The organism is Xanthomonas sp. CFBP 8152 (assembly GCF_014199025.1).
GTDB classification, from domain to species: domain Bacteria; phylum Pseudomonadota; class Gammaproteobacteria; order Xanthomonadales; family Xanthomonadaceae; genus Xanthomonas; species Xanthomonas arboricola_B.
Genome location: NZ_JACHNO010000004.1, coordinates 135,221 through 161,096 on the forward strand (window position 1 = coordinate 135,221; position 25,876 = coordinate 161,096).

Consider the following 25,876-nt stretch of genomic DNA (forward strand, 5'->3'; position numbering starts at 1 on the left):
TCGGTGGCCGCCAGACGACCTTGGTGCCAGGCCGCCCACACGACCTGACGGCAACCTTACGGTTGTTGCCCGATCCAGCCGAAGCCAGGAAATTCCATTTAAAAACAACCAGATGGAACCTGACGGAAACAGCGTTGTCGGCGACGATCAGCGTGCGTCATGCGCATCGCACTGGCAGTGGCGCATGGTGGCGGCAACGCACAGATCTCTGCTCCCGGCCCGCATGAAGGCCAGAGTTGCTTTGGAGAAGAGCAGGCTTTGAGGCAGAGGGGCCTTTTTGCATCAAGCATCCCACCTGCCAACTTACGCTCCTGCGATTCCCGATTCCCGAGTCCCGAGTCCCCGCCCTTACGAATCCCCAATCCCGACTCCCCAATCCCCGCCCTCAAATCACCCGCAACGTGATCGCCTTCAACACCGCGCGCGTACGGTCGCGGGTGCCGAGCTTTTCCAGGATGGTGGAGACGTAGTTCTTCACCGTGCCTTCGGCCAGGAACAAAGTGCGGGCGATCTCCTTGTTGGAATAGCCGCCGGCGAGCAGGCGCAGGATCGCCACCTCGCGTTCGCTGAAGGTCTCGCGCGGGGGCTGCTGGTCGCGGAACTGGTAGCGCGCCCGCACCGGGTCGGTGCTGACCGGCTGCAGCAGGGTCTCGCCGTGGGCGACCCGCTCGATTGCCTCGCGCAGGTCCTCCGGGGCCGCGTCCTTGAGCAGGAAGCCCTGCGCGCCGGCTTCGGTGGCGCGCAGCAGCAGGTCGCTGTCGTCGAAGGTGGTCAGCAACAGCACCGGGGTGCGGTCGCCGCGGGCACGCAGTTGCTGCAGCGCCTGGATGCCGTCCATGCCGGGCATGCGGATGTCGCTGAGCACTACGTCGACCGTGGTGCTGGCGAGCGCGTCCAGCAGGCCCTGGCCGTCATCGGCCTCGCAGACCACTTCCACGCCCTGTTGCTGCAACAGCGCGCGCAGGCCGGCGCGGACCAGGATCTGGTCGTCGGCCAGCGCAATGCGATGTGAACTCATGTCGGTAGTCTCGCCATCAGATGCATGCCGCCAGTGGGCGTGCGGCCAAGTTCAAGCTGCCCGTGCAGGGCAGCCAGGCGTTCGCGCATGCCGGTGATGCCGTTGCCTTCGCGGATATGCTCGGCGCAGCGGCCATCGTCGCAGATGTCCACGTGCAGCTGCCTACCGGCGTGATGCAGGTGCACTGCAACCTCGTTGGCGTCGGCATACCGCACCGCGTTGGTCAGCGCCTCCTGCACCAGCCGCAACAGCAGCTCGGCCACGCGGGCATCGGTGATGCGCACGTCCGGGTCGATCTGCAGGCGCAGCGCAGGGCGCGGGAACGGGGCGGCCAGCGCGCGCAAGGCGGTCTGCAGGTCCAGGCCCTGGTCGTCGCGCAGCGACTGCACCACGTTGCGGATGTCCGACAGTAGTTCGGCCGACAGCTGCTCCACCACCGCGATCTCGTCGCGCCGCGCCAGCGCCGGGTCGGCGCCGAGCAAGCGCAGATTGATGCGCATGGCGGTGAGCTTATGCCCGGCCACGTCGTGCAACTCGCGCGCCAGGCGCAGGCGCTCGGCATCGCGCGCGCTATCGGCCAGCAGGGCGCGGGTGGCCAGCAGATCGGCATTGACGTAGGCCAGGGCATCGCGCGCGCGCTCGGCGCTGCGTGCGTAATGGGCGGTCAGCGCGGCGAAGGCCTGGAAACCGGCGTAGATGCCGACGATCAACCACGGACGCTCGAACCCGGCCTGCACCAGCAGCGCACACATGCCCGCGTTCAATGCCAGCGCCAGCAACAGCACACGCACCGGTGGCCAGGTCATGCCCGCCTGCGCCACCAGCATGACCAGCAATACCGGGGCGGTGCCGGCACGCGGCTCCATCCAGACCATCAGCAAGGCCATGACCGCTTGCAGCAGCGTTGCGACAGTGCGCAACGCATGTAATGGCGGCAACACGGTGTGCAGCAGAAACAACGCGGTGAAGCCGGCCAGCACGCCCCAGCGCCAGGCGCCCTGGGGTGAAGCGTCCGGCACGAACGACAACGCCACCGCGGCAATGGTGAACGCACCGGCCAGACGCAGGGGATGCAGAAGATGAGGCAGGGAGGAATTCATTCGGCGATGCTGACGGCCGCGCGGCCACTCGGCAATGGTGCGCATGCACAAAGTGACTTCCGGCAGGTGCGATCGATGACCTGCGGCCCCTGCCGTCGCTGCGGCGCGTCCGCACACTGGCATCACCAGCCCACCCATCGCCACGGAGTCACGCCATGTCCGCTTCCAGTCTGTTTCTTGCGCTCAATCTGCTGTGGGGCGGCTACGAACTGCTGCTCAGTCGCCGCCGCCGCGCCGGCGACGGTGGCGCGCACGATCAAGGCACCCTGCAACACCTGTGGCGCGTGTTGTCTGCGGCGGTGGCCGTTGCGGTGGCACTGGCCTACAGCGGCCTGGCCCACTGGCCACAGGGTTGGGGCGCGCCGCTGCAATGGGCCGGCTGCGCCTTGATCGGCAGCGGGCTGGCGTTGCGCGTGTGGGCCATCCAGGTGCTGGCACGTTGGTTCACGGTGGATGTGACCATCCAGCCCGATCACCAGCTGGTACGCAGCGGCCCATATCGCTGGCTGCGCCATCCCTCCTATACCGGCGCGCTGATGGCCTTTTACGGGCTGGCGCTGGGCATGGGCAATGGGTTGTCGGTGGCGGCGATCGTGGTGCCGGTGACCTGGGTCTTCCTGCATCGCATCCGTATCGAAGAGGCCGCATTGCAGCGTGCCTTTCCGCTGGCCTACCCGGCTTATGCAGCGCAGAGCCGGCGCTTGCTGCCGCTGGTGTGGTGAGGGTTGAGAAGGCAGCGGGGCAGCACAGCCGCGCGGGGCCTCGCCGGGCTTGCGTCCCGCAGATCGCGCAGCAGTCCACCGGCCACACCGATGGTCTTACACTCAGCGGCTACCCGCCGCTGCCGTGCATCTTCGATGATCATTTCCGCCGCTTCCGACTACCGCGCCGCTGCGCAGGCGCGGCTGCCGCCGTTCCTGTTCCACTACATCGATGGCGGCGCGTACGCCGAGCACACCTTGCGGCGCAATGTCTCGGATCTTGCCGATATCGCATTGCGCCAGCGGGTGCTGCGCAACATGTCGGACCTGAGCCTGGGCACCGAGCTGTTCGGCGAGACGCTGGCGATGCCGGTGGCGTTGGCGCCGGTCGGGCTGACCGGCATGTACGCGCGCCGTGGCGAAGTGCAGGCCGCGCGCGCGGCGGCCGCGCGCGGGATCCCGTTTACGTTGTCCACCGTGTCGGTGTGCCCGATCGAGGAAGTGGCGCCGGCGATCGCGCGGCCGATGTGGTTCCAGCTGTACGTGCTCAAGGACCGCGGCTTCATGCGCAACGCACTGGAGCGCGCCAAGGCGGCCGGGGTGACCACGCTAGTGTTCACCGTGGACATGCCCACGCCGGGCGCGCGTTACCGCGATGCGCACTCGGGCATGAGCGGGCCCAACGCAGCGCTGCGGCGCATGCTGCAGGCGGTCACGCATCCGCGCTGGGCCTGGGACGTGGGCCTGCTGGGTCGCCCGCACGACCTGGGCAATATCTCCACCTACCGCGGCAGCCCGACCGGCCTGCAGGATTACATCGGCTGGTTGGGGGCTAACTTCGACCCCTCCATCGCCTGGAAGGATCTGGAATGGATCCGCGAGTTCTGGACCGGGCCGATGGTGATCAAGGGCATCCTGGACCCGGACGATGCGCGCGATGCGGTGCGCTTTGGCGCCGATGGCATCGTGGTATCCAACCATGGCGGCCGCCAGCTCGACGGCGTGCTGTCCAGCGCGCGCGCGTTGCCGGCCATTGCCGATGCGGTGAAGGGGCAGCTGAAGATCCTGGCCGACTCGGGCATCCGCAGCGGCCTGGACGTGGTGCGCATGCTGGCGCTGGGCGCCGACGCGGTGCTGCTGGGGCGCGCGTTCGTCTATGCGCTGGCGGCCGGCGGCCAGGCCGGCGTGGAGAATCTGCTGACCCTGATCGAGCGCGAGATGCGCGTGGCGATGACCCTGACCGGCACCCATTCAATTGCCGAGATCAGCAGCGATGCGTTGAGTCGGGTGACGCGGGAGAACGCGGTCTCGCCTTGATGGGATTCGGGATTCGGGATTTGGGCTTTGGGCTTTGGGATTCGGGATGCGTTGGTAGCTAAGAGCGGGTGACCTGCGGCTTTGCTGCAGGGCCCTTGCCCGCCCACCATCGCAGGACACGCCGCAAGTACGTCCTTGTAGACTCTTACGCGGCATCCATGCCGCGTAAGGTCCCGCGACGGTGAGCGGGCAAGGACCCGTCGAGAGGGTCGGTGCGCATGGTCAGGCTGTGTGCGTGATGCGTGTCTGATCGAATGAACGTAGCGAGCAGTCGTCGGGTCGGTGCGGGCTGCGCGCAGGACCCGCGATGTACGCGTTACATGCCGGCTCCGAGCATCGACCGCGCCCGCCTGGTGGCGGCGCAGTCGTCTTGTTGGCTCTTAGTGGTTGTCGTCGCCGGTGGGCAAGTATTGCTGCAACGCCAGCACCGATTCCCAGGGATCTGCACGCTGACGCTTGGCCCGTTGCAGTGCCTTGTCCATCGGGAAGGCGTCCGGGCCGCTGATCTTGCCGAGTTCTTCCCAGCGCAGCGGCACGGCGACGGTGGCCTTTTCGCGCGCACGCAGCGACCACGAACACACGCTGGTATTGCCGCGCCCGTTGCGCAGCCAGTCGACGAAGATCACACCGTGGCGCTTGGCCTTGCTCATGGTGGCCACGTAACGGTCCGGGGCGTGCGTTGCCAGTGCCTGGGCGAAGGCCTCGCAGAAATCGCGCGCCTGTTCCCAGTCCGCTTCCGGCACGATCGGCACCACCACATGCAGGCCCTTGCCACCGGACAGGCGCACCGCGCTCTCCAGGCCGGCACTGCGCAGCTTGGCGCGGATGTCGCGCGCGGCCACCACCACGTCGGCCCAGGACACCCCGTCGCCGGGGTCCAGGTCGAACACCAGCCGGTCCGGATGCTCCGCATCGTCGACCTGCGCGCCCCAGGGATGCAGCTCCAGCGTGTTCATCTGCACCAGCTCGAGCAGGCCGGCGGCATCTTCGACGTAGATGTAGTCTTCGGTGCCGCTCTTCTGCTGCAGCGCAATCGCCTTGATATGCGTGCCCAGGTGGCGGCCTTCGTGCTTCTGGAAGAAACAGTCGCCACCGGCACCATCGGGGCAGCGCAGCAACGACAAGGGGCGGCGTGCGATCTCTGCCAGCACCAGCGGCGCCACTGCGCGGTAATAGTCGGCCACATCGCCCTTGCTGATGCCCGCTGCGGGAAACACCACCCGCTCGGGATGGGTGATGGTGATGCCGTCCGTCGACGTGGCGGTGGATTTGGATGTTGTGGACTTGGACGCCGTGGATTTGGAGACCGTGGACGTGGACGCTGCAGCCTTTTTGGATGTCGTCGCAGTCGTCTTCGATGCCGTCGACCGCACGCGCTTGCTGGCGGTGCTGGTGGATGGGTCGACCGTCGTTCTCGACGTTTTTTTACTCGCCGCCTTGCGCGCAGGCGCAGTGGCCGTGGTCGCAGCAATGCCTTTACCTGCAGCACGCGCCTTGGCCGGCGCGGCGCGGTCGCCGCCCAACTCGCTCATGGGTTTGTCCTCGCGCAGACGCTTGAACGCGGCCTGCCGCAGCAGGCCTTCCTTCGCCCAGCCGCGGAAGGCGACCTCGGCGATCAAGACCGGCCGTACCCAATGCACATCGCGTGGCCGCCCCGGGATATGGGTCGGCAATTCCAGCGTGGCAGTGTCGCTATGCAGCGCCTGCAACAGCGCGGTGATCTTGCCGAGCAAGGCATCGTCGAAGCCGGTGCCCACACGTCCGACGTAACGCAGCGTCTTGCCCTCGCGTTGCGCCATCAGCAAGGCGCCGAAGCCGCTGCGCGCGCCCTTGGGATCGGTGTAGCCCACCACCACGAACTCGTCGCTGTCTTCGTGCTTGGTCTTGACCCAATCGGCACTGCGCCCTTCGCGATACCGCGCATCGGCAAGCTTGCTGACGATGCCTTCCCAGCCGGTGCCGGCGCTGGCCGCGAAGACCTCCGGGCCGTGGCCGACCACATGGTCGCTAAACGCCAGCGTGCCCGGCACCTCGCCGAGCAACGCATGCAGCAACTGCTTGCGTTGCAGCAACGGGGTGTCGCGCAGATCCACCCCGGCGACGCCGAGCAGGTCGAACACGATGTAGCGCAGCGGCTGCGTGACGCTGCCATCGAGCGCGCGTTGCAGCGCCGAGAAATCGCTGCGCCCTTGCGCATCCAGCACCACCAGCTCGCCATCCAGGCGCGCATCGCGCACCGGCAAGGCCTTCACTGCGCGCACCACCGCCGGGAAGCGCTGCGTCCAGGCCTGGTCGTTGCGCGAGCGCAGCTGCACCTCGCCATCGACCATATCGGCCAGCAGGCGATAGCCGTCCCACTTGATCTCGTGCAACCAGCGCTCGCCATCCGGCGCCTGCTCGCGCAGCAAGGTCAGTTGCGCGCGTAGCTCGGTTGGGCATGGCGCATCGCGCGCACCGTCCAGCGCCAGGGCGCGGGTGCGCCAGTGGCTGGAATCCGCACGCTTTGTGCGTGCGCGTTTGCTGGCCGCAGCCGTCCCGGCGCTCGCCGTTGCCGTCGGCGCGCGCCGCGCCCGGCTGGTCTTGGCACGCGTTGCCGGCGCCGCGGCAGCCGCAACGCCGGCCGCCTGCTGCACCACCAGCGCATCGGCATCCAGATCCGCCGCGTACGCATCGGTGCGCTTGAACAGCAGCCACTGCGGTTTGCCGCCGCGCATCTGCGTGCGCACCAATGCAAAGCCGCCGCGCAACAGCGTGCCCTGCAGTTCGAATTCCAGCTTGCCCGCGTCCAGCGCCGCCAGCGCATCGCCTTCGCAGTGCCAGTGTCCGTGGTCGAACACATCTACATGCCCGGCGCCGTAATGGCCTTGCGGAATGTCGCCCTCAAAGCTGGCATACGACAGCGGGTGATCCTCCACCTGCACCGCCAGGCGCTTTTCGCCCACGCGCAACGAAGGGCCCTTTGGCACCGCCCAACTCTTGAGCACGCCGTCGACCTCCAGACGGAAGTCGTAATGGCGCGAGCTGGCGTGATGCAATTGCACGACGAAGATCGGCTGCTTGCTGGCACGCGCAGGCGCGTCGCCGGCCGGTTCCGGGGTCTGGTCGAAGCGGCGCTTGGCGTTGTAGTCGTGCAACGACATGGGCTACGCCTATCCGGCCTTGCGGCGCGGCGCCGCCTTGCTGGCGGTGGTCTTGGTGGTCTTGGCTGCGGTTTTCTTGGTGGCCTTCTTGGCCACTTTCTTGGCGGCGGTCTTTTTGGCCGACCCAGCCGTCGGTGCGCTGCTCTTCTTGGCCGGCGTGCGCGTATTGGCCTGCAGGCTCTTCTGCAGCAGCGACATGAAGTCGACCACGTTGGTGGTGGCGTCTTCGTGCTGCGGCGGCTCGACATCCACGGTGGTGGTGCCGCCCTTGGCCTGGATGCGCTTGCGCAGGATCTGCTCGAGCTTGCCGCGGAATTCGTCGTGATAATCCTCCGGCTGCCAGGTGCCGGACATCGACTCGATCAGCTGCTTTGCCATCTCCTGTTCCTTGGGCGTGATGCGGTACTCGCCCACCGCACCGGACGGCAGCTTGAAATCCTGCGGGTCCACCACCTCCTGCTGGTAGCGCAGCAGCAGCAGGATCAACGCATCGCCCTGCGGCATCACCGCGGCCAGATATTCGCGCGTGCGGATGACCACCTTGGCAATGCCCACCTTGCCGGTGTCGCGCAGCGTCTCACGCAGCAGCACATAGCCTTTTTCGGCCTTCTTGCCCGGCACCAGGATGTAGGGCTTTTCGAAATAACGCGGGTCGATGTCGGCGGCGTCGACAAAGGTCTCCACCTCCACCGTTTCGTGGCTTTCCGGCGAGGCCGAGCGGATGTCCTGCTCCTCGACGATGACATAGCTGCCCTTGTCGTACTCGAACGCCTTGACGATCTCCTTCCACGGCACCTCGTCGCCGGTGTCGGCGTTGACGCGCTCGAAGCGGATCGGCTTCTTGTCGCGCGAGTCGAGCATGCGGAAATGCAGATCCACCTTGCGCTCGCCCGACATCAACGACACCGGCACATTGAGCAAGCCGAACGAGAGGGTTCCAGTCCAGATCGGTCGTGCCATCGGGTGTGTGACTCCGGGTGCTGTGCGAATAGCCCATAGCTGTAGCGCGGCCGCCGTGATCCATGCGTGAGCCGTGCGTCTGCGGCTGCCGCTGCGCCCTCTTCACCCGGCGCGCGGTGAACTGCGTATCCCTCTCGATGACCAGGAGCACCGCATGTCCCGTGACCCACTGCGCGACCAATCCACCCAGCCGGGCGAACAGCACGGCAAGCGCGATACCGAACACTACGAAGACCGCGGTGCCGGCGATGCGCCAGAGAAGCTGATTCCTGCCGATGGCGACACTCCGGCCAAGACGCCGGGCACCGCGCCGTCGACCGTGGCAGACCGCTGAAACCAGCCGGCTGATTCCCCGCCCGGCAGCACAGCCAGGCGGGCCTGGGTTACGCCAGGCCTGCCCGCTGCAACTGGGCGAACTCCTCGTCGGCAAACAGGCGCGAGCGCACCAGAAAGCGCACGCCCTCGCCGTTTTCCAGCGAGAACATGCCACCGCGGCCCGGCACCACATCGATGATCAGCTGGGTGTGCTTCCAGTATTCGAACTGCGAGGGGCTGATGTAGAACGGCGCACCGCCGATCTCGCCCAGCAGCACGTCGCGGTCGCCGACGATGAAGTCGCCCACCGGGAAACACATCGGCGAGGAGCCATCGCAGCAGCCGCCGGACTGGTGGAACAGCACATCGCCGTGGCGTGCGCGCAGTGTGTCGATCAACTGCAACGCCGCCAGCGTGGCCATTACCTGCAGCGGCAGCGAAGGAGCGGGCGAGGGCGCGGTCACGGGCGGGCGCTGCGGGCTCAGGCCGCCAGGTCGAGCACGACGCGGCCTTCGATCTTGCCGGCATGCATGCGCGCGAACACGTCGTTGATGTTCTCCAGCGTGTCGGTGGCCACCGTGGCGGCGACCTTGCCCTGCTCGGCGAACTCCAGCGACTCCTGCAGGTCCAGGCGCGTGCCGACGATCGAGCCGCGCACGGTGATGCCGTTGAGCACCATGCCGAAGATGTCGAGCGGGAACTCGCCCGGCGGCAGGCCGTTGAGCGCCACCGTGCCGCCGCGGCGGACCATGCCCAGCGCCTGCTCGAATGCCTTGGGCGAGACCGCGGTGACCAGGGCGCCGTGGGCGCCGCCGATCTCCTTCTTGAGGTAGGCCACCGGGTCGGTGGTGAGCGCGTTGACCGTGACCGTGGCGCCGAGGCGCTGGGCCAGGGCCAGCTTGCCGTCGTCCACGTCCACTGCGGCCACGTTCAGCCCCATCGCCTTGGCGTACTGCACCGCCATGTGGCCGAGCCCGCCGATGCCGGAGATCACCACCCACTCGCCGGGACGCGTGTCGGTGACCTTCAGGCCCTTGTAGACGGTGACGCCGGCGCACAGGATCGGCGCGACCTCGACGAAGCCGATGCCCTTGGGCAGGTGGCCGACATAGTCGGCATTGGCCAGCGCGTACTGCGCGAAGCCGCCGTTGACCGAGTAGCCGCTGTTCTGCTGCGCCTCGCACAGCGTTTCCCAGCCGCCCAGGCAGTGCTCGCAGTGGCCGCAGGCCGAGTACAGCCACGGGATGCCGACGCGGTCGCCTTCCTTGATGTGCTTGACGCCCTCGCCGACCGCCACCACATGGCCCACGCCCTCGTGCCCGGGAATGAACGGCGGGTTCGGCTTGACCGGCCAGTCGCCCTCGGCGGCGTGCAGGTCGGTGTGGCAGACGCCACAGGCTTCGATCTTGACCAGGATGTCGCCGGCGGCCGGGCGCGGCACCTGCACTTCCTCGATCACCAGCGGCTTGCCGAACTCGCGGACTACCGCGGCCTTCATCGTCTTGTCCACATTGCGCTCCTGTTGCGGTTGCAGTTGTTGTATCGAACCGTAGTCCCGTGGCGCGAGGGCGGCCTTGATCGTGATCAAGGCCGTCGCCGCGGCGGGCCGTGGCTCAGAAGAAGCCCAGCGCCTTGGGCGAGTAGCTGACCAGCAGGTTCTTGGTCTGCTGGTAGTGGTCGAGCATCATCTTGTGGTTCTCGCGGCCGATGCCGGACTGCTTGTAGCCGCCGAACGCCGCGTGCGCCGGGTAGCTGTGGTAGCAGTTGGTCCACACCCGCCCGGCCTGGATCGCGCGGCCCATGCGGTACAGCCGCGACGCGTCGCGGCTCCACACGCCGGCACCGAGCCCGTACAGCGTATCGTTGGCGATCGCCAGCGCCTCGGCCTCGTCCTTGAACGTGGTCACCGACACCACCGGCCCGAAGATCTCCTCCTGGAACACGCGCATCTTGTTGTGGCCCTTGAACACCGTGGGCTTGACGTAGAAGCCGCCGGCCAGGTCGCCGTCGAGGGTGTTGCGCTCGCCGCCGATCAGCACCTCGGCGCCTTCCTGGCGGCCGATGTCGAAGTAGGACAGGATCTTCTCCAGCTGCTCGCCGGAGGCCTGCGCGCCGACCATGGTGTTGGGGTCGAGCGGGTTGCCCTGCTTGATCGCCGCCACCCGCTTGAGCGCCTTCTCCATGAAGCGCTCGTAGATCGATTCCTGGATCAGCGCGCGCGACGGGCAGGTGCACACCTCGCCCTGGTTGAAGGCGAACAGCACGAAGCCCTCGACGGCCTTGTCGAGGAAGTCGTCGTCCTCGGCCATCACGTCGGCGAAGAAGATGTTCGGCGACTTGCCGCCCAGCTCCAGCGTCACCGGGATCAGGTTCTGGCTGGCGTACTGCATGATCAGCCGGCCGGTGGTGGTCTCGCCGGTGAAGGCGATCTTGGCGATGCGCGGGTTGGAGGCCAGCGGCTTGCCCGCCTCCAGGCCGAAGCCGTTGACCACGTTGAGCACGCCGTCCGGCAGCAGGTCGCCGATCACCTCCATCAGCACCAGGATCGAGGCCGGGGTCTGCTCGGCCGGCTTCATCACCACGCAGTTGCCGGCCGCCAGCGCCGGGGCCAGCTTCCAGCACGCCATCAGCAGCGGGAAGTTCCACGGGATGATCTGGCCGACCACGCCCAGCGGCTCGTGAAAGTGGTAGGCGATGGTGTCGCTGTCGATCTCGGAGATGCCGCCTTCCTGCGCGCGCACCGCGCCGGCGAAGTAGCGGAAGTGGTCGGCGCACAGCGGCACGTCGGCGTTGAGGGTCTCGCGCACCGGCTTGCCGTTGTCCCAGGTCTCGGCATAGGCCAGCAGCTCCAGGTTCTGCTCGATGCGGTCGGCGATCTTCAGCAGCACGTTGGCGCGGTCGGTGGTGGAGGTCTTGCCCCAGGCGTCCTTGGCCGCGTGCGCGGCATCCAGCGCGGCCTCGATGTCCTCGGCGTTGGAGCGCGCCACCGAGGTGAACACCTTGCCGCTGATCGGCGTGGTGTTGTCGAAGTACTGCCCGCTCCTGGGCTCGACCCAGCGCCCACCGATGAAGTTGCCGTAGCGTGGCTTGAAGATGGACTGCGGATCGGTGTTCAGCGGCTTGGCGGACGTGACGGCATTCATCGGTGTCTCCTGCGGTACATGGGAGGAAGGCCCGTTACGGGGCGCCCGTGATGTCACGCAAAAGGGATGCCAGGTTTGGCCTGCTGCACTGCGTCACGCCTGAGCGCGGCGCGGGTGCGACCGATGGGCGCGGTCTTCGCTGCGGTGCGTCACGCGCGGCGATTGCGCTCTGTCCGCAAACGTGGTGTTTATCGGGACAGTGATCTTCTGGACTGTCGCAGATTGCGACACGAGGTGGGCAATGACGATGTTGACGGAGCAGCAGTTGGGCCGCGCGCGGCGCTCGTTCTTCGAGCGCGGCGCGATGCCGGCCGGGCAGGTACCGGACGCGATCCTGCAGTCGTGGCGGCGCTGCCAGCGCCAGGGCCTGGCCGCCGAGGCGGCGCCGGCGATCGAACCGGTCAGTGCCGCACGCCTGCGCGAGATGCGCGCACGCCACGAGACCCTGTGGCGATGCGCGCGCGCCGAGCTGGAAGGGCTGTCGGCCGACGCCGCGGCCACCGGCAGCATCGTGCTGCTCACTGACGAGGCCGGCTGGATCCTCGACGCCGAGGGCAGCACCGGCTTCCTCGACCGCGCCGGGCGGGTGGCGTTGATGCCCGGCGCCTGCTGGAGCGAGAGCGTGGTCGGCACCAATGCCATCGGCACCGCGATCGTGGAGAGCCGCTCGATCGAGGTGCGCGGCGGCGAGCACTACCTCGCCCCGCACGGCATCCTCAGCTGTGCCGCGGCGCCGATCTTCGACCCCTACGGGCAGCTGGTGGGCGTGCTCGACATCTCCGGCGACGCACGCATGCAGCACATGCACGCGCTGGGACTGGCGCGGCGCGCGGTGACCAGCATCGAGCACCGCTACTTCGACGACGGCATCGCCGATTGCGAACTGCTGCGGGTCCACCACGACCCGGCCCTGCTCGGCACCGCGCGCGAGGGCCTGCTGGCGTTCCGCGGCGGGCGCCTGGTGGCGGCCAACCGCGCCGGCCTGCAGCTGTTCGGGCTGGAGCGCCACGAGCTGGGGCGCGCGCGCTACGACGCGCTGTTCGAGGAACCGCTGACCCGGCTGCGCCATGACGGCGCCCTGTTCGACCGCCAGGGCCGCGCCCTCTACGGCCGCGTGGACGCGCATGGCGACGCGCGGCCGCGCCGGCGCGCCACGCAGCCGCCGATCACGGTCTCGGCCGCCCGCCAGGACGGCGACCGCGACGCGCCGCTGTTCGAGGCCGAGAGCGAGCGCCTGCTCGGGCGCGCCCGCCGGGTGCTGGATGCCGAGCTCCCGGTGCTGGTGCAGGGCGAGACCGGCACCGGCAAGGAAGTGTTCGCGCGCGAGCTGCACCGCCGCTGCGCGCGCGCCGGCCGCCCGTTCGTGGCGGTGAACTGCGCCGCGCTACCCGAGGGCCTGATCGAGGCCGAGCTGTTCGGCTACGAGGACGGTGCCTTCACCGGGGCGCGCAAGCACGGCAGCCCGGGCCTGCTGCGCCAGGCCGAGGGCGGGGTGCTGTTCCTCGACGAGATCGGCGACATGCCGCTGGCGCTGCAGCCGCGCCTGCTGCGCGTGCTGCAGGAGCGCGAGCTGTCGCCGCTGGGCGGCGGCAAGCCGGTGCGGCTGGACTTCGCGCTGATCTGCGCCACCCACCAGGACCTGGAAGCGGCGATCGCCGATGGCCGCTTCCGCGCCGACCTGTACTACCGCATCGCCCACCACGCGGTGGCGATGCCGGCGCTGCGCACGCACGCCGACCGCCCGCGGCTGGTGCAGGAGCTGTGGCAGCGCCTGGGCCAGGGCCGCCGGCTCACCGGCGACGCGCTGCGGGCGCTGGCCGACTACGACTGGCCGGGCAACCTGCGCCAGCTCTCGGCCTGCCTGCGCACGCTGGTGGCGCTGAGCGAACCGGGCGAGCAAATAGACCGCGACGCGCTGCCGGGCTACCTTGCCACCCGGACCGCAGTGTCGGCGGTAGCCGCTGCCGCAACGGCACCGGCACCGGCACCGGCCGATAGCCTGGAGCAGCTGGCGCAGGCGGCGATGCGGCAGGCGCTGGACGCCAGCGGCGGCAACGTCGCGCAGGCGGCACGCCGGCTCGGCATCAGCCGCAGCACCCTGTATCGCCGGCTCGGCCCGCAACGGGCCTGACACTGGGCGCACAAACGCATCGCCCGCCGACGCGGCCCAGCAGAGCGCGGATACGCTTGCCCAACGCCAAGAACCCCTCGCGGCCGCCATCAGTGCCGGCGTGCGTCATGCGTATTCCTGGACGCAAACGGTGGCGTGTGGGCAACGGGAAACGAGGACGCGAGCCAGCTCGGCGCATTACCCCTGCTGACCAACGCCATCTCACGCTGCGCATCAAATCGGGATTGTGCGGGTACAGAACGTTACTCCGCCATTCCACTCAAAGTGCCTGGACTTTCGCCCGCCATCGCGATCGCTGCAGGCCGCGACCGCAGTGCCGCCGTGGATCGCGGCGGGCGACTTGCACGCCGGGCGCACGCACCCTAGCCGCGCGGTGCAGTCGGCTTGAGGACGTCGGGATCGGCCATGGCAGCAGTGCAGTCCTGCACGTTTCTCAGATGATAGGACTGCAACTGCCAGCCTGCCGTGGCCGATGCCGCCGTCCATCGATACGTCCAGTGATGGCGCATCCCCGCGCCACATGCGTCGATGGCGACCGCATCCCCAGGCTGACCATGCTCCGGAAACGCCACCTCGGCACTGGTCAGGTCTGCACGCCCGCCGGCACCTGGTGCGTACGTGAGGTAACTGGTGCGCAGCTGGCCTAGCTCGGCGGCGCTTGCCGGTGGCTGTTGCCTGGACGGCTGCGCCAGCAACCAGCGATGCACCTGAGCCACGGCCGGGCTATTGGCAGGATAGGTTCGCGTGACCTGTAGCGTGCCTGCTTCCGAAGATGCAGCGGCACTGGCGATGGTGCCGCTCAACAGACTGGTCGCGGCGAGCACCGCAACCCACACCACTCCCAGGAATGCCATTCCATGCTCCATGCATCGTGTGCGGAAAATCGAGCGTAGCACGCACCGCACGACCGGCTGAGATCAGGCGTTGCAGCGACGCTGTGCCCGGCCAAGTGCGCCTTACGCAGCTCAGCGATTGCAATAACGTGCCATGTCAGAAGTGGCTGCGGGCATGCAATCCGATGACGCCAGCACCCGCGCGCACAGCGCGGCGATCAGATCCAGACGTCGTTGTCTGCGGTATATGCGCCGCCCGCATCGCCGGTATTGACCACACCGCGCGGCTCGACCAGCAGCACGCTGCATTCGCGCTCCGCCGCCGGGCGGTGTTCGACACCCTTGGGCACCACGTGCATCTGCCCGGCCGACAGCGCCACCACGCCGTCGCGAAACTCGATGGTCATGTTGCCGTCCAGCACGATGAACACCTCGTCCGTGTCCGCATGCTGGTGCCACACGAATGCACCTTGCAGCTTGACCAGTTTGAACTGGTAATCGTTCATTTCCGCGACGACACGTGGGGACCAGTGCTGCGACAGCAGGGCGAGCTTGTCGCTGAAATCGATCGGGGCGTAGCGCGTGTTCAACGGAAACATCCTTGTGCGGGGAATGCGCTGGCAAGCTTAGTGCATCGCATCGCCGGCAGTCACCGCTGCATCAACGCGGCGCATTGCAGCGACGCACGGCGAACAGCGCGAGCGGTTTGCCCGGCGCGATGGGCTCATGCGCGAGCGTTGCTGGTGCCTGCCGCGCGCCAGGCCTGCACCGCTGCGGTGACCTGCGCACCATGACTGGCACTGACATCACGCGCGGCAAAGGCGTGCGGCCGCCATTGCACCTGCGCGGCCAGCCGTGCGCAGGCGGCATGCCCGTCTGCCAGCACATCGGCCTGCTCGGTTGCATTCAACGCCAGCAGGAGCGAGAGGCCGGTGGCCGAGATCGAGCAGTTGATGTCCAGCCAGTAGCGGTTGTCCGCGCGCAGCAGAAACCAGTCTGCGGGGGCGTGATCGATGACGATCATGTGGGGGGCCTGGGGTGGTGGGTCGATGGCAGACCGTGCGTTGGCGGGATGGCTTTGTCGCGCCCGGGTGCGCTCCTACGGGCGGTGCGTGTTGTTGAACGCGCACCGCCTGCGGGTAGCTCAGCCGCCGAAATCCCATTGCAGGCCGACCGTGTAGGTCCGGTCCGGACCCGGTTCGTAATAGCGCCCGTTGCCGTCGTTGACGATCACCGAGCCGATGTAGTGCCGGTCCAGCGCATTGTCGATGCGGGCGAAGGTGCGCAGCCCACCCAGCGTGGTGGTCCAGCGCCGGGACGCTTCCAGGTTGACCAGCGCATAGCCGGGCGCACGCTCGCTGGCCAGGTCGTTGGCAACGGTGGCGTCGGAGGCCACCGTTTCGGCGGCGAACTGCCATTGCAGCGGCTGCCACTGCCAGCGCGCGAACAGCTGCTGACGCGGCACGCCCGGCAGGCGCGCGCCGCTGGCCACCGGCGCGGTGGGCGTGGCGCAGCCGCTGCTGGCGCAGGTGAGGTAGCCATCACGCACGCTGGCATCGACGAAGGTGTAGGCCAGCTGCAGCTGCTGGGTGGTGCCCACCGGCTGATTCCAGCTCAGCTCCGCGCCCTGGCGGCGGGTGGCGCCGATGTTGCGATAGGTGCTGCGGCCATTGGTGTTGCTGGCCACGGCCAGTTCGTCGTCGGTGTCGGCGCGGAACAGCGCCACCTCCACCGCTGCGCCGCTCTGCGCGCGCCACTTGCTGCCGATCTCATAATTGCGGCTGGTCGCCGCGCCCAGATCCAGCGCCAGGCCGGCGCCGCCATCGCTGCGATACCCCAGCTCGTTGAAGGTGGGCGTTTCGAAACCGCGCCCGACCGAGGCGTAGAAACGCAAGTCCTCGGCGGCACGGAACACGATGCCGGCCACCGGCGTGGTTGCCGAATAATCGCGCTGGCCGCTGTCGTCGGGATTGCGCCCGACAATGTAGCGGTCGTCCGAGTCGAAGCGCACCTGGCTATGCCGCACGCCCAGCAGGGCCGACCAGCGCGCGCTCCACTGCCACCACGCCTGCGCGAACTGGTCCACGTTCTCGACCTGATCGCGCTGGTCACGGCGCAGCGCGCCCTTGACGCCCAGCGTATCGCCGACAAAATTTTCATAACCGGTACGGTGCTGGCGCTGGCGATCCACGTTCGCGCCGACGGTCAGCTGCAACGGCCGGCCCAGCGCCTCGCCTTGCCAGGCCCAACGCGCATCGGCGCCTTCGTAATTGCTGTCCAGATCGATCACCCCGCCCGAATGCAGCGGGTTGCGCTGCACCGCCACCGGAATCGCCAGGAACTGCTCCACGCTGCGCTGCCCGCCGTAGGCCATCAGCCGCAGCGTCTGGCCCTCGAACTGCTGGGTGAAGATGGCGCCGGCCTGCGACTGGCGCACCGATTTGCGGGTATTGAACTGGGTGGCCACCGCCGTGGCCTGCGCCGGGTCGGCATTGAACTGGGCGCGGGTCAGGCCGAGCGGGTCCTGTGCGTCGGGTGCGTCCAGATAATTGAGCACCAGGTCCAGCCGGCGGCCCTCGGCTAGATGGAAGCCGAGCTTGGCGTTGACCGAGTCGCGCTTTGCGCGGCTATGGGCGCGGAAACCGTCGGTTTCGAAATGATTGGCGGCCAGGTTGTAGTGCACCGCGCCCTGCTGGCCGAGCAGTTGCACACCCGTGTTGACGGTGGCGTTGCTGCCGTAGGTGGCGCGCAGCCGCCACGGGTCGCCGGGCTTGCCGTCGGCGCTCCACAGCTGCAGCACGCCGCCGGAGGAGTTGCCGTACAGCGCCGAGAATGGCCCGCGCAGCACTTCCACCCGCTCGGCCCCCAGTACATTGAAATGCGAGAGCTGGCCCTGGCCATCGGGCATGCTGGCCGGGATGCCGTCGACCAGCAGGCGCACGCCGCGCACGCCGAAGGCGGAACGCGCACCGAAGCCGCGGATCGACAGCTGGGTGTCCTGCGCGTAGTTCTGGCGGTCGCGCGCCACCAGGCCGGGAATGCCGTCCAGCAACTCGGACACCTGCGCGCCGCGGCGGTTGTCGGCATCGGCCGCCACCACGGTGAACGAGGCCGGCAGGTCGAAGTCGTCCACCCCGCGCACGCGTGCGGCGTCCACCTGCACGGTGGGCAATGGCTGGATCGGTGCGGAGGCAGGCGGCGCCGGATCGGCGGCCAGGACGGGCGGCGCGGCGCTCGTGGCGAACAGGCCGCAGGCGGCGGCCAACAAGGTCAGTCTGGGCATCGGTGTAGTGTCCCTCATCCGTACTGTGGCCGCATCGTTGCGTACGGAACAAAGCATGCTACGCCGGCCATGGGCTGCTACGATGAAGTGGTTTGGCCCAGCCGCGGCCGAGCATCCCGGAAGTCCCTCACTCTTTCGTCCTTCAGCGAGTCATGCCGTGTCCTTCTTTGCAAACGTGGAACAGGTTCCAGGCGACCCCATCCTGGGCCTGACCGAGGCCTACAACGCCGACAGCCGCCCCAACAAGGTCAACTTGGGCGTGGGCATCTATTACGACGAAAACGGGCGCATCCCGCTGTTGCGCGCCGTGCACAAGATCGAGCAGCAGCTCGCGCTGGACGCCAAACCGCGCGGCTACCTGCCCATCGACGGCCTGGCCGCCTATGGCAAGGCCACCCAGGAGCTGCTGTTCGGCGCCGAGTCGGCGCTGGTGGCCTCCGGCCGCGTGGCGACCTCGCAGACCGTCGGCGGCAGCGGCGCCTTGCGCGTGGGCGCGGACCTGCTCAAGAAGCTGCTGCCCACCTCCACCATCGCCATCAGCAACCCGAGTTGGGAAAACCATCGCGCAGTGTTCGGCGCGGCCGGCTTCGAGGTCGTTGACTACACCTATTTCGATGCCGCCAGCCATGGGCTGAACTTCGACGGCATGCTCGCCGATCTGGCCAGGCTGGAGCCGGGCACGGTGGTGTTGCTGCACGCCTGCTGCCACAACCCGACCGGTGCGGACCTGAGCAGGGAACAGTGGAAGCAGGTCGCCGGGCTGTTGAAGGAACGCAACCTGTTTCCGTTCGTCGACATCGCCTACCAGGGCTTCGACAAGGGCATCGAGGCCGATGCGTACGCGGTGCGTCTGCTCGCTGCCGAAGGCATCGACAGCTACGTGGTCGCCAGCTCGTACTCCAAGTCGTTCTCGCTGTATGGCGAGCGCGTGGGCGCGCTGTCGGTGGTCTCGGCCACTGCGGCCGAAGCCAAGGCGGTGCAGTCGCAGGTCAAGCGCATCATCCGCACGATCTACTCCAGCCCGTCCACGCATGGCGCAGCATTGGTGGCCGGCGTGCTGACCAGCCCGGAACTACGCGACCTGTGGGAGCAGGAACTGACCGAGATGCGCGAGCGCATCCACGCCCTGCGCGCGGGCCTGGTCGCCAAGCTGGCCACATTGGGCGCACCGGAGTTCGACTTTATCCAGCGCCAGGCCGGCATGTTCTCGTACTCGGGCCTGACCAGAACCCAGGTGGACCGCCTGCGCGACGAGTTCGCGATCTACGCCGTCGGCACCGGCCGTATCTGCGTGGCCGCGCTGAGCCAGCGCAACCTGGACTACGTGGCGCAGGCCGTGGCCACTGTCAGCCGCATGTAAGCGAGCGCATCGCGATCGGCCAGCGCGGCCGACGCCTGCAGACCGGGAGCGCGCCAGCCTCCCGGTTTTTTTGTGGCCGTTCGCCACCCTTGCCGGTGTGCATAGCTGCGTCAGGGGCAAGCGGCACCTGCCGTCAGCCCTGTCTTTGCCAACACATTCGCGCACGTTCGATCAGGTTTGCTGCAAAACGCGCATGCAGTGATCGAAATCTAACGGCGCAATGGCGACAATGGCGGACCACTTCCTACACAGGCTGCCCGCTCCCATGTCGCGTCCCTCGCTGACCCGCTTCCTGATCGAAGAGCAACACGCCGGCCGTATCGACCCGGAATTGCGCCAGCTGATCACCATCGTCTCGCGCGCCTGCAAGCGCATTTCCATCGCCGTCAGCAAGGGCGCCCTGGGCGGCGTACTCGGCGATGCCGGCACCGGCAACGTGCAGGGCGAGGCGCAGAAGAAGCTCGACGTGCTCAGCAACGACATCCTGCTCGAAGCCAACGCCTGGGGCGGCCACCTGGCCGCGTGCGCGTCGGAAGAAATGGATCACAGCCAGCCGGTGCCCGACCAGTACCCCAGCGGCGATTTCCTGCTGCTGTTCGATCCGCTGGACGGCAGCTCCAACATCGACGTCAACGTCTCGGTGGGCACCATCTTCTCGGTGCTGCGCGCCCCCAAGGGCACCGAAAAGCCGGGCGACGAGCACTTCCTGCAGCCGGGCACCCAGCAGGTCGCCGCCGGCTACTGCATCTACGGCCCCAGCACGATGCTGGTGCTCACGCTCGGCCACGGCACCCACGCCTTCACCCTGGAGCGCGAGGAAGGCAGCTTCCTGCTGACCCAGGCCAACATGCGCGTGCCCGAGGACACCGCCGAATACGCCATCAACATGTCCAACCAGCGCCACTGGGAACCGGCCATGCAGTCCTATGTCAGCGACCTGCTGGCCGGCAAGGACGGCACCCGCGGCAAGGACTTCAACATGCGCTGGATCGCCAGCATGGTCGCCGACGTGCACCGCATCCTCACCCGCGGCGGCATCTTCATCTACCCCTGGGACAAGAAGGACGCGTCCCAGCCGGGCAAGCTGCGCCTGATGTACGAAGCCAACCCGATGAGCATGCTGGTGGAACAGGCCGGCGGCGCGGCCACCACGGGGCGCGAGCGCATCCTGGACCTCCAGCCCACGCAGCTGCATCAGCGCGTGCCGGTGTTCTTGGGTTCGAAGAACGAAGTGAATGAAGCCACGCGTTATCACCTGGAGTTCGACAAGGCGCAGGACTAGACCCTGATGTAGACCCAATCCAGCACGACACCAGGGTCTGTGGTGTCGTGCTGGACGATACCCTTCTCGGACGATGGCAACATCAAGCCACCCGATCTCATCAGGATCAACGGTAATTATCCGGTTCTTGTGCCCACGTCGATCGATATCGGCAAGTGTCGGCCTGGGCAAAAAAACTGAGCGTATCTCGACATGGGCATTATGATCGATACGCATTTCGCTGGGCGCGGCCCCTACACCACAGAAGCGGACGCAGACTTAATACGTGTCTGACTTGGACATGATGGTCAGCTGCGGTCGGCCTTAGACCATACGTACCGACAATCATCAGCATCCCAGGACTCCGCCCCGACCTCTGATCGGGACGGACCAGCTGGAATTGCGGCTTCATGTAAGGCATTATACCGCTGGGGAGGCAGTCGCTTGCCGGGGACCGGCAGTCGTTATTTGAAGCGTGAGGATAGTTGTCCCGGCGGGGGACGCAGTGCATTTGCCTCATGCACTCTAGCCAAGCATAGAATCTAAGCCTTACAGAAGATGCATGCGGCGTAAAATTTTTTTAACCAGGGGTTTCCAATGAAGCTGAGCTTTTTGTTGTTTTTTCTTTTTGTTCCTAGTGTTGCCTTTGCAGACACCACACAGAGAGGAACAATATCTCGCTTCGTTGTCGAGCTAACCTATTTATCTGTCTGGCTTGAAAATGAGCCTACAAACAACGAATGCCTTTCAGACGGCAGATGGGTAATAGATTTCTCAAACGATCCAATCGCAAAAGAAAAATATTCGGCGATCCTTGCCGCCGCGACCTCAAGAACGCCCGTAGTGCTGCAATATACTTCCACTCAGGGGTGCGGCTCTTTTGGCGCAAAGAAAATACATTACGTAGATGTTTCATATTAATAACCACAAGGGATGATTGTGAATCAGATCAGCCACTCAGGTTAGGTGGACATCCGCACTTAATCGAATGATTGATTAGCGCAATGCCCGAATTCAACAAAGGAGTCTTGCCCACTTCTAATTATCCATGCCGTGAATGCGCCGCCCCCTACGATCCAGCGGGACCGCCGTTGCGGACCACGCATTGGGCCATGACGACGGAGATCGTTGGGATTCCGTCGTGTGCACGTCAACGCCGGGAGCATGCCGGCACTGGCAGCGCCAACCACAGTTGGCCAGCGACGTGCACGCGCTGGCGCTGGTCCAGCGCGATGGCCGCGGGTTATGCGTCATGCCATTTGACGGCATCGATCAGACGCCGGATGCGCTCGTTTCGGCCATGTCACGGTGGATGGCGCTGACGGCGCAGCGCGCCATCGCCGCGTGAGCTGCGCGGCAAGGCCACTGGCGGCGCCATGTCTGAAGCACTTGACCATCGTCGCCCACACGGGCCAGTCTCGGGGGCTGGCGCGGCGGGGAGTCGTGCCGCTGGCCTTCAACGGAGAACCGCCGTGGACCGTCGTACCTTCCTCACCCTGTCCGGCATCGGTGCTGCCGGGCTGCTGCTGCCGAACACGCGCCTGATCGCGGCCGAGCAGTTGCTCACACCCAACGATGCCGCGCGCAGCCGTCGCTTGTCCGACACTGCGCTGAGCACCGCCAAGGCAGCCGGTGCCAGTTATTGCGATGTGCGCGTGGGCCGGTATCTGCGCCAGTTCGTCATCACTCGCGAGGCGCAGGTGGAGAACGTGGTCAACGCCGAATCCAGCGGCGTGGGCGTGCGCGTGCTGGCCGATGGCGCCTGGGGGTTTGCGGCCACCAATACGCTCACCAGCGATGGCGTGGCCACCGCCACGCGCCAGGCGGTGGCGATCGCCAAGGCCAACGCGCGGCTGGGCGGCTCGCCGGTGCAGCTGGCGCCGGTGACGCCGGCCGGACAGGTCAGCTGGAAGACGCCGATCCGGAAGAATGCGATGGCAGTGCCGCTGCAGGACAAGGTGGCGCTGCTGATGGACGTCAACGCGGCCGCGCTCAATGCCGGCGCCACGTTCGTGGCCTCGCGCCTGTTTGCGATCAACGAGCAGAAGTATTTCGCCAGCAGCGATGGCTCCTATATCGATCAGGATGTGCACCGGCTGTGGCTGCCGTTCACCGTCACCGCGGTGGACAAGGCCAGCGGCAAGTTCCGCACCCGCGACGGACTGTCCTCGCCGATGGGCATGGGCTACGAATATCTCGACGGCGATGCCGGCCAGAAGCATCAATTGCCGGGCGGGCTGATCGGCTACGGCCACAGTTACGACGCGCGCGAAGATGCGATCGCCGCCGCCAAACAGGCACGCGCCAAACTCACCGCACCGTCGGTGAAGGCCGGCAAGTACGATCTGGTGATCGACCCGAGCAACCTGTTCCTCACCATCCACGAGTCGGTGGGCCACCCGCTCGAGCTCGATCGCGTGCTCGGTTACGAGGCCAATTACGCCGGCACCAGTTTTGCCACTCTGGACAAGCGCGATGCCGGTTTCCGCTGGGGCAGCGATGCGGTGACCTTCGTCGCCGACCGCACCCAGCCCGGCAGCCTGGGCGCAGTGGGGTACGACGATGAGGGCGTCAAGAGCAAGCAATGGGAGCTGGTGAAGGACGGCATCCTGGTCGATTACCAATGCACGCGCGATCAGGCGCATCTGCTCGGCAAGACCGCGTCCGATGGCTGCAGCTATGCCGACGCGTGGTCCAGCGTGCAGTTCCAGCGCATGCCCAACGTCTCGCTGGCGGCAGGCAAGACGCCGCTGGCTGTTGCCGACATGATCAAGAATGTCGAGCGCGGCTTGTACATCCACGGGCGCGGCTCGTATTCGATCGATCAGCAGCGCTACAACGCGCAGTTCGGCGGCCAGTTGTTCTACGAAATCGAGAACGGCCAGGTCACGCGCCTGGTGGAAGACGGCGCCTACCAGATCCGCACGCCGGAATTCTGGAATGCCTGCAGCGCGGTCTGCGATCAACGCGATTTCCGCCTGGGCGGCTCGTTCTTCGATGGCAAGGGCCAACCCAGCCAGGTATCAGCGGTCTCGCACGGGTCGTCCACGGCGCGCTTCGATGGCATCAACGTGCTCAACACCGCGCGCGCATTGGGTTGAGAGAAACTGGTCGGTAGAGGGCGCGGTGCCCAAGAGATTGAGCTTGCGCACCAGCATCGAACAGCGCGCATCACACACTGCTCTTACCGCTCTTCACTGTGCACACCGATCATCTCGACAGGTCCTTGCCCGCCCACCGTCGCGGGACCTTACGCGGCATGGATGCCGCGTAAGCGCCTACACGGATGTACTTGCGGCGTGTCCTGCGATGGTGGGCGGGCAAGGGCCCTGCAACCAAGCCGCAGACCAAACGCTTTCAGCCAGACCCCCATGAAGCAAACACCGCACCCAACGACCTGCTGATCGCACATGCACGATCGCAGACAACCACGCATGCCTGACATCCAGACGTCTCAACGCGCGGCCGCATCCATCGCAGCCGGTCAGCAGTGCTCGCCACGCGTGCAGGCCTGCTGCGCCACCCGATTCATGCAGGTATAGCGTTTGCGCACCGACCCCTGCCGAAAGTCATTTGACGCAGCGTTCATCGCCCGGCAAGAATCGGCGATACCGCGCAGATAGCGATCTGTGCGTCACCACACTACCTGCGCGCCGCGCGGGATCATTGGGGAGTTGCCGTGCAGCGACGTGATTTCCTGGCCCTGACCGGGCTGACCATGGGCGGGCTGATCGTGCCCGCCTACTTCGGCAAGGCGATCGCCGCCGAGCAGTTGGTGACGCAGCTGGATGTGGGCCGCAAGAAGCGCCTGGCCGATGCCGGCCTCAACGCCGCGCGCCAGGCCGGTGCGAGCTATTGCGATGTGCGCATCGGCCGTTATCTGCGCCAGTTCGTCATCACCCGCGAGGACAAGGTGCAGAACGTGGTCAACACCGAATCCATCGGTGCGGGCGTGCGCGTCCTGGTGGCTGGCGCCTGGGGGTTTGCCGCCACCAACGAGCTCACCGAACAGGGCGTGGCCAAGGCCGCCTCGCAGGCCGCCGCGATCGCCAAGGCCAATGCCAAGGTGCAGGGCACACCGGTGCAGCTGGCGCCCACGCCGGGCGTGGGCGAGGTCAACTGGAAAACGCCGATCAGGAAGAACGCGATGGAAGTGCCGATCAAGGACAAGGTGGACCTGCTGCTGGGCGTCAACGCTGCCGCCACCGCTGCCGGTGCCAACTTCGTCAACTCGATGCTGTTCGTGGTCAACGAGCAAAAGTACTTTGCCAGCACCGACGGCTCGTATATCGACCAGGACGTGCACCGTATCTGGGCGCCGCTGAGCGTGACCGCCATCGACAAGGCCAGCGGCAAGTTCCGCACCCGCGACGGCTTGTCCGCGCCGATGGGCCTGGGCTACGAATATCTGGATGGCGCCGCCTCGGGCAAGTTCGTCTCGCCCAATGGCGTGGTGAATTACGGCCTGTCCTACGACATGAAGGAAGATGCCATCGCCGCGGCCAAGCAGGCGCAGGAAAAGCTCAAGGCGCCGTCGGTGAAGCCGGGCAAGTACGATCTGGTGCTGGACCCCTCGCACACCTGGCTGACCATCCACGAGTCGGTCGGCCACCCCTTGGAGCTGGATCGCGTGCTCGGCTACGAGGCCAATTTCGCCGGCACCAGTTTCGCCACGCTAGACAAGCTCAAGGCCGGTTTCCAGTACGGCAGCGACAAGGTGCATATCCTGGCCGACAAGATCCAGCCCGGCAGCCTGGGCGCGGTGGGCTACGACGACGAAGGCGTCAAGACCAAGCAGTGGGATCTGATCCGCGACGGCAAGCTGGTGGATTACCAGGCCATTCGCGACCAGGCACATATCCTCGGCAAGACCGCCTCCGATGGGTGCTGCTACGCCGACTCGTGGTCGAGCGTGCAGTTCCAGCGCATGGCCAATGTGTCGCTAGCTGCCGGCAAGGCGCCGTTGAGCGTGAGCGATCTGATCAAGAACGTGGAAAACGGCATCTACATCATCGGCGACGGCTCGTTCTCCATCGACCAGCAGCGCTACAACGCGCAGTTCGGCGGCCAGCTGTTCTACGAGATCAAGAACGGCGCGATCACCCGCATGCTCGAGGACGTGGCCTACCAGATCCGCACGCCGGAATTCTGGAACGCCTGCAGCGCCGTGGCCGATCAACGCGACTACCGCCTGGGCGGCTCGTTCTTCGACGGCAAGGGCCAGCCGAGCCAGTCCTCGGCGGTCTCGCATGGCTCGTCCACCGCCCGTTTCGACGGCATCAACGTCATCAACACCGCCCGCTCGCTCGGCTGA

General features: G+C 66.8%; 21 protein-coding genes. 10 read left to right on the plus strand and 11 right to left on the minus strand.

The features are described 5' to 3' along the window. Nucleotides 1–385 precede the first annotated feature (385 nt). Both FHT09_RS16055 and FHT09_RS16060 read right to left on the minus strand, forming a co-directional pair. Nucleotides 386–1,018 (minus strand): response regulator transcription factor, encoded by a 633-nt coding sequence (locus FHT09_RS16055; RefSeq protein ID WP_104607461.1) that lies wholly within the window; start codon nucleotides 1,016–1,018, stop codon nucleotides 386–388. After that, the gene (locus tag FHT09_RS16060; RefSeq protein ID WP_104607470.1) at nucleotides 1,015–2,241 is read right to left on the minus strand and encodes a histidine kinase; all 1,227 of its coding nucleotides are present in this window, start codon (nucleotides 2,239–2,241) and stop codon (nucleotides 1,015–1,017) included. The genes FHT09_RS16055 and FHT09_RS16060 overlap by 4 nt, the downstream gene beginning before the upstream one ends. A gap of 32 nt (nucleotides 2,242–2,273) precedes the next feature. Here FHT09_RS16060 and FHT09_RS16065 point away from each other — a divergent pair, with 32 nt between their 5' ends. Both FHT09_RS16065 and lldD read left to right on the plus strand, forming a co-directional pair. After that, nucleotides 2,274–2,840: a PEMT/PEM2 methyltransferase family protein gene (locus FHT09_RS16065; RefSeq protein WP_046345258.1), complete on the plus strand. Its 567-nt coding sequence runs from the start codon at nucleotides 2,274–2,276 to the stop codon at nucleotides 2,838–2,840. 135 nt (nucleotides 2,841–2,975) lie between these two features. Then, nucleotides 2,976–4,136, plus strand: coding sequence for an FMN-dependent L-lactate dehydrogenase LldD (lldD, locus tag FHT09_RS16070; RefSeq protein ID WP_184417014.1), 1,161 nt, complete (start codon nucleotides 2,976–2,978; stop codon nucleotides 4,134–4,136). 380 nt (nucleotides 4,137–4,516) lie between these two features. On the opposite strand, the gene ligD is transcribed toward lldD, so the two are convergent. Together ligD and FHT09_RS16080 are read right to left on the minus strand one after the other, a co-directional pair. Further along, nucleotides 4,517–7,276: a DNA ligase D gene (gene ligD / locus FHT09_RS16075; protein ID WP_104607547.1), complete on the minus strand. Its 2,760-nt coding sequence runs from the start codon at nucleotides 7,274–7,276 to the stop codon at nucleotides 4,517–4,519. A gap of 9 nt (nucleotides 7,277–7,285) precedes the next feature. Further along, the gene (locus FHT09_RS16080; protein ID WP_104536667.1) at nucleotides 7,286–8,236 is read right to left on the minus strand and encodes a Ku protein; all 951 of its coding nucleotides are present in this window, start codon (nucleotides 8,234–8,236) and stop codon (nucleotides 7,286–7,288) included. A gap of 154 nt (nucleotides 8,237–8,390) precedes the next feature. Between FHT09_RS16080 and FHT09_RS16085 the strand changes: the two genes are divergently transcribed. Beyond that, on the plus strand, nucleotides 8,391–8,570 hold the full coding sequence (locus tag FHT09_RS16085; RefSeq protein WP_104607546.1) for a hypothetical protein: 180 nt from the start codon (nucleotides 8,391–8,393) through the stop codon (nucleotides 8,568–8,570). Nucleotides 8,571–8,619: 49 nt separating this feature from the next. Here FHT09_RS16085 and FHT09_RS16090 read toward each other — a convergent pair whose 3' ends face one another. From FHT09_RS16090 to adh, 3 genes are all read right to left on the minus strand, one after another. Continuing rightward, a complete protein-coding gene (locus FHT09_RS16090; protein ID WP_104607545.1) occupies nucleotides 8,620–8,973 on the minus strand; it encodes a DUF779 domain-containing protein in 354 nt (117 codons plus the stop codon). 59 nt (nucleotides 8,974–9,032) lie between these two features. Then, the gene (adhP, locus tag FHT09_RS16095) at nucleotides 9,033–10,061 is read right to left on the minus strand and encodes an alcohol dehydrogenase AdhP (RefSeq protein WP_104536783.1); all 1,029 of its coding nucleotides are present in this window, start codon (nucleotides 10,059–10,061) and stop codon (nucleotides 9,033–9,035) included. 103 nt (nucleotides 10,062–10,164) lie between these two features. Then, nucleotides 10,165–11,694, minus strand: a complete 1,530-nt coding sequence (adh, locus tag FHT09_RS16100; RefSeq protein ID WP_104536665.1) for an aldehyde dehydrogenase — start codon at nucleotides 11,692–11,694, stop codon at nucleotides 10,165–10,167. A 241-nt stretch (nucleotides 11,695–11,935) separates the two neighbouring features. On the opposite strand from adh, the gene FHT09_RS16105 reads away from it, so the two are divergent. After that, the gene (locus FHT09_RS16105; protein ID WP_104607544.1) at nucleotides 11,936–13,825 is read left to right on the plus strand and encodes a sigma-54-dependent Fis family transcriptional regulator; all 1,890 of its coding nucleotides are present in this window, start codon (nucleotides 11,936–11,938) and stop codon (nucleotides 13,823–13,825) included. 362 nt (nucleotides 13,826–14,187) lie between these two features. On the opposite strand, the gene FHT09_RS16115 is transcribed toward FHT09_RS16105, so the two are convergent. The 4 genes from FHT09_RS16115 to FHT09_RS16130 form a co-directional block, all read right to left on the minus strand. Beyond that, nucleotides 14,188–14,679, minus strand: a complete 492-nt coding sequence (locus tag FHT09_RS16115) for a hypothetical protein (RefSeq protein WP_181141492.1) — start codon at nucleotides 14,677–14,679, stop codon at nucleotides 14,188–14,190. Nucleotides 14,680–14,876: 197 nt separating this feature from the next. Continuing rightward, complete coding sequence (locus tag FHT09_RS16120; RefSeq protein ID WP_104535720.1) at nucleotides 14,877–15,257, minus strand: cupin domain-containing protein; 381 nt, start codon at nucleotides 15,255–15,257, stop codon at nucleotides 14,877–14,879. Nucleotides 15,258–15,382: 125 nt separating this feature from the next. Next, nucleotides 15,383–15,682, minus strand: a complete 300-nt coding sequence (locus FHT09_RS16125; RefSeq protein ID WP_104536661.1) for a hypothetical protein — start codon at nucleotides 15,680–15,682, stop codon at nucleotides 15,383–15,385. Nucleotides 15,683–15,802: 120 nt separating this feature from the next. Next, nucleotides 15,803–17,941 carry a TonB-dependent receptor gene (locus FHT09_RS16130; RefSeq protein WP_181141484.1) on the minus strand — a complete coding sequence of 713 codons (2,139 nt, stop codon included), beginning with the start codon at nucleotides 17,939–17,941 and terminating at the stop codon, nucleotides 15,803–15,805. Between the two features lie 157 nt (nucleotides 17,942–18,098). Between FHT09_RS16130 and FHT09_RS16135 the strand changes: the two genes are divergently transcribed. From FHT09_RS16135 to FHT09_RS16160, 6 genes are all read left to right on the plus strand, one after another. Next, nucleotides 18,099–19,301, plus strand: a complete 1,203-nt coding sequence (locus FHT09_RS16135) for an amino acid aminotransferase (RefSeq protein ID WP_104536659.1) — start codon at nucleotides 18,099–18,101, stop codon at nucleotides 19,299–19,301. 265 nt (nucleotides 19,302–19,566) lie between these two features. Further along, nucleotides 19,567–20,583: a class 1 fructose-bisphosphatase gene (locus tag FHT09_RS16140; RefSeq protein ID WP_104607608.1), complete on the plus strand. Its 1,017-nt coding sequence runs from the start codon at nucleotides 19,567–19,569 to the stop codon at nucleotides 20,581–20,583. Nucleotides 20,584–21,159: 576 nt separating this feature from the next. Then, entirely contained in the window at nucleotides 21,160–21,483 is a 324-nt protein-coding gene (locus FHT09_RS16145) for a hypothetical protein (protein WP_104607591.1), read from the plus strand. 271 nt (nucleotides 21,484–21,754) lie between these two features. Next, complete coding sequence (locus FHT09_RS16150; protein ID WP_181141487.1) at nucleotides 21,755–21,910, plus strand: hypothetical protein; 156 nt, start codon at nucleotides 21,755–21,757, stop codon at nucleotides 21,908–21,910. A gap of 124 nt (nucleotides 21,911–22,034) precedes the next feature. After that, nucleotides 22,035–23,663 carry a TldD/PmbA family protein gene (locus FHT09_RS16155; protein ID WP_181141486.1) on the plus strand — a complete coding sequence of 543 codons (1,629 nt, stop codon included), beginning with the start codon at nucleotides 22,035–22,037 and terminating at the stop codon, nucleotides 23,661–23,663. A gap of 578 nt (nucleotides 23,664–24,241) precedes the next feature. Then, nucleotides 24,242–25,876 (plus strand): TldD/PmbA family protein, encoded by a 1,635-nt coding sequence (locus tag FHT09_RS16160; RefSeq protein ID WP_184417018.1) that lies wholly within the window; start codon nucleotides 24,242–24,244, stop codon nucleotides 25,874–25,876.